Source organism: Kitasatospora sp. NPDC058046, from assembly GCF_042885595.1.
Taxonomy (GTDB): Bacteria; Actinomycetota; Actinomycetes; order Streptomycetales; family Streptomycetaceae; genus Kitasatospora.
Genome location: NZ_JBHVRS010000063.1, coordinates 1 through 4,607, shown reverse-complemented (window position 1 = coordinate 4,607; position 4,607 = coordinate 1). Strand labels below are relative to the sequence as shown.

1 protein-coding gene is annotated in these 4,607 nt (G+C 77.2%); it reads left to right on the top strand.

Going from position 1 to position 4,607, the window contains the following annotated elements; translation table 11 throughout:
• The coding region (locus ACFVU7_RS45045) for a type I polyketide synthase (RefSeq protein WP_388052538.1) at positions 1–4,607 on the top strand (4,607 nt) is incomplete at both ends.

Below are 4,607 nucleotides of genomic sequence, written 5' to 3'. Positions count from 1 at the left end.
CACGGCGCCCCCGCCGACTTCACCCCGCTCCTCACCGCCGGCCACCGCACCGACCTCCCCACCTACCCCTTCCAGCGCAACCGCTACTGGCTGGAGGCGGCCCCCGGCGCCTCGGACGTGACCGCCGTCGGCCTGGCCGCGGCCGACCACCCGATGCTCGGCGCGGCCGTCCCGCTCGCCGACGGGCACGGCCACCTGCTGACCGGCCTGATCTCGCGCACCACCCACCCGTGGCTGGCCGACCACACCGTCATGGGCACCACCCTGCTGCCCGGGACCGCCATGGTGGACCTGGCCGTCCGGGCCGGTGACGAGGTCGGCTGCGGCCGCCTCGACGAACTCACCCTGGAAGCCCCGCTGGTGCTGCCCGAGCAGGGCGCCGTCCAGGTCCAGGTGGTGGTCGGCGAGGCCGACGCCACCGGCGCCCGGCCGGTCGGCCTGCACTCGCGGCCGCAGGACGCCGCGGCCTCCCGGCCGTGGACCCGGCACGCCGCGGGCACCCTCTCGCCCACCGCGCCCGCCGCCCCCGCGGACCTCACCCAGTGGCCGCCGGCCGGCGCCGAACCGCTGCCGGTCGAGGACCTGTACGAGCGGCTGCCCGCCGGGTACGGACCGGCGTTCCAGGGTGTCCGCGCGGCCTGGCGGCGCGGCGAGGAGGTGTTCAGCGAGGTCGTGCTGAGCGAGGAGGTCGCGGACCGGTCGGCCCGCTACGGGCTGCACCCGGCGCTGCTGGACGCCGCCCTGCACGCCATGGACCTCGGCGCCGTCCGGCACCGCGAGGAGTCCGCCGAGGGCCATCTGGCGTTCGCCTGGAGCGGGGTCTCGCTGCACGCCGCCGGCGCGACCGCCCTGCGGGTCCGGCTCTCCCCGGCCGGTCTGGACTCGGTCGCCCTGGAAGCCTCCGACGAGCACGGCATGCCGGTGGTCTCGGTGGAGGGCCTGGCCGTCCGGCCGGTCTCCTCCGACCAGCTGCGCGCGGTCCACGCCGGGCCCGACGGCGACTCACTGTTCCGCGTCGACTGGACGGACCTGCCCGGGGCCGCCCCGGTCACCGGCCGCTACGCCCTGGTCGGCGAGGACGCCCTCGGCCTGGCCGCCGGGCTCACCGCGGCGGGCAGCACGGTGGACGCGTACGCCGACCTGGCCGCCCTCGCCGCCGCCGACGGCGCCGCCCCCGACACCGTCCTGCTTCCCCTCGCACCGGGCGCCGCACCGGAGTTGGTCCCCGCCGTGCGGGCGGCCACCCACGCGCTGCTGGGCCTGCTCCAGCAGTGGCTCGCCGAGGAGCGCTTCGCCGAGAGCCGCCTGGTCGTGCTGACCCGGGGCGCGGTGGCCGGGGACGGCCCGGGCGACGGCCTGCCGGACCTGGTGACCGCCCCGCTGTGGGGCCTGGTCCGCTCGGCGCAGTCCGAGCACCCGGACCGGATCGTCCTGGTCGACCTGGACGCGCAGGACGCCTCCTACCGCGCCCTGCCCGCCGCCCTGGCCGGCGACGAGCCGCAACTGCTGCTGCACGACGGCTCGGTACGGGCCGCGCGGCTCACCCGGGTGCGGCCCGCCGAGCAGGGCGCCCCCGCGCTCGACCCGAACGGGACGGCCCTGGTCACCGGGGCCCTCGGCGGCCTCGGCGTGCTCGCCGCCCGCCACCTGGTCGCCGCCCACGGCGCCCGGCACCTGCTGCTGACCAGCCGCCGCGGCGAGGCCGCCGAGGGCGCCGCCGAACTCCTCGCCGAGCTGCGCGCGACGGGCGCCGAGGTCACCCTGGCCGCCTGCGACGTCGCCGACCGCTCCGCCCTCGCCGAGCTGCTGGCCGGCATCCCCGCCGAGCACCCGCTCACCGCCGTGGTGCACACCGCCGGGATCGTCGACGACGGCGTGATCGAGACGCTCACCGACGGGCAGTTCGACCGGGTGCTCGCGCCCAAGCTCTCCGGCGCGCTCAACCTGGCCGAGCTCACCCGCGACGCGGACCTGGCCGCCTTCGTGCTCTACTCCTCCGCCGCCGCCGTGTTCGGCGCCGGCGGGCAGGCCAACTACGCCGCCGCCAACGCCTTCCTCGACGCCTACGCCCGGCACCTGCGAGCCGAGGGCCGGCCGGCCGTCTCGCTGGCCTGGGGCCTGTGGGCGGAGCGCAACGGCATGGGCGGCCGGCTCACCGACACCGACCTGCGCCGGATGGCCGGCGTCGGCACCGCGGCGCTCTCCGCCGAGGAGGGCCTCGCCCTGCTGGACGCCGCCCGCGCGGCCGGTGAACCGGCGCTGATGCCGATCCGGCTCGACCTGGCCGCCGTGCGCGCCCAGTCCGACGCCGTCCACCCGCTGCTGCGCGGCCTGGTCCGCACCCGCTCGGGCCGTCGGCGGCCGACCGACCGGGCCGGCGGCTCGGCCCTCGCCCAGCGGCTGGCCGGGCTGACCGGGCCCGAGTGCGACCGGGAGCTGCTGGACCTCGTCCGCGCCACCGCCGGCACGGTGCTCGGGTACCCGGCCGGCACGGCGGTGGACCCCGAACGGACCTTCAAGGAGCTGGGCTTCGACTCGCTCACCGCGGTCGAGCTCCGCAACCGCCTGCACGGCTCGACGGGCCTGCGCCTGCCCGCCACGCTGATCTTCAACTACCCGACCCCGAAGGCCCTCGCCGGCCACCTGCGCGAGCAGGTGCTCGGCGACCGGCTCCCCGCCGCCGCACCGGCCGCGGCCGCCACCGCGGCGGCCCGGGACGACGACCCGATCGCGATCGTCGGCATGGGCTGCCGCTTCCCGGGCGGGGTGCGCACCCCGGAGGACCTGTGGGAGCTGGTCCTCGCCGGGCGCGACGCGGTCGGCGCCCTGCCGACCGACCGCGGCTGGGACCTCGACGGGCTCTACGACCCCGACCCCGACCGGGTCGGCACCTCGTACACCCGCGAGGGCGGATTCCTGTACGACGTCGCCGAGTTCGACGCGGCGTTCTTCGGGATCAGTCCGCGCGAGGCGCACGCCATGGACCCGCAGCAGCGGCTGCTGCTGGAGACCTCCTGGGAGGCCTTCGAGCGGGCCGGCGTCGACCCGATGTCCGTCCGGGGCGGGCAGGTCGGCGTGTTCGTCGGCACCCACGGCCAGGACTACGGCACCCTGCTGGCCGCCGCCCCGCCCGGCAACGAGGGCTACCTGGTCACCGGCAACGCGGCCAGCGTGGTCTCCGGCCGGATCTCCTACGCGCTCGGCCTGGAAGGGCCGGCCGTGACCATCGACACCGCCTGCTCCTCCTCCCTGGTGGCGCTCCACCTCGCCGTCCAGGCGCTGCGCGCCGGCGAGTGCTCGATGGCGCTCGCGGCCGGTGCCGCCGTGATGGCCACCCCCGAGGGCCTGGTGGCGTTCAGCCGCCAGCGCGGCCTCGCCGAGGACGGGCGCTGCAAGGCCTTCGCGGCGGCCGCCGACGGCTTCGGCATGGCCGAGGGCGTGGGCGTGCTGCTGGTCGAGCGGCTGTCGGACGCCCGCCGCAACGGGCACCCGGTGCTGGCGGTCGTCCGGGCCACCGCGATCAACCAGGACGGCGCCTCCAACGGGCTCACCGCCCCCAACGGCCCCGCCCAGGAGCGGGTGATCCGCCAGGCCCTGGCCACCGCCGGCCTCACCGCCGCCGACGTGGACGCCGTCGAGGCGCACGGCACCGGCACCCGGCTCGGCGACCCGATCGAGGCCAACGCCCTGCTCGCCACCTACGGCCAGGACCGCGAACTGCCGCTCCAGCTCGGCTCGGTGAAGTCCAACCTCGGCCACACCCAGAGCGCGGCGGGCGCGGCGGGCATCATCAAGATGGTGCTGGCGATGCGCCACGGCGTGCTGCCCCGGACCCTGCACGTGGACGAGCCGACGCCGCACGTCGACTGGTCGGCGGGCGCGGTGGAGCTGCTGACCGAGGAGCGGGAGTGGCCGGAGACCGGCCGTCCGCGCCGGGCCGGTGTCTCCTCCTTCGGCGTCAGCGGCACCAACGCCCACGTCATCCTCGAACAGCCCTCCCCGGAGGCCCCGGCGGGCGAGCCCGCCGCGCACGGCGTGCTGCCGCTGCTGCTGTCCGCGAAGTCGGCGGACGCCCTGCGCGCCCAGGCCGCGCTGCTCCAGGAGTCCGAGGCCGCCCCGATCGACCTCGCCCACTCGCTCGCGACGACCCGCTCGCTGTTCAACCACCGTGCGGTGGTGCTGGGTTCGGACCGCACCGAGCTGACCGAAGGCCTCCGGGCGCTCGCCGAGGGCACCGAGAGCGCCGCCGTGGTCGAGGGCACCGTCTCCACCACCGGACGCACGGTGTTCGTGTTCCCCGGCCAGGGCTCGCAGTGGGTCGGGATGGCCGTCGAACTCCTCGACACCGAGCCGGTGTTCGCCGCACGGATCACCGAATGCGCCGACGCGCTCGCCGAGTTCACCGACTGGAACCTCATCGACGTCCTGCGCGGCGCCGACGGTGCCCCCGGCTACGACCGGGTCGACGTCGTCCAGCCCGCCCTCTGGGCCGTCATGGTCTCCCTCGCCGCGCTCTGGCAGGCCCACGGCGTCCAGCCCGACGCCGTCATCGGCCACTCCCAGGGCGAGATCGCCGCCGCCACCGTCGCCGGCGCCCTCACCCTCCA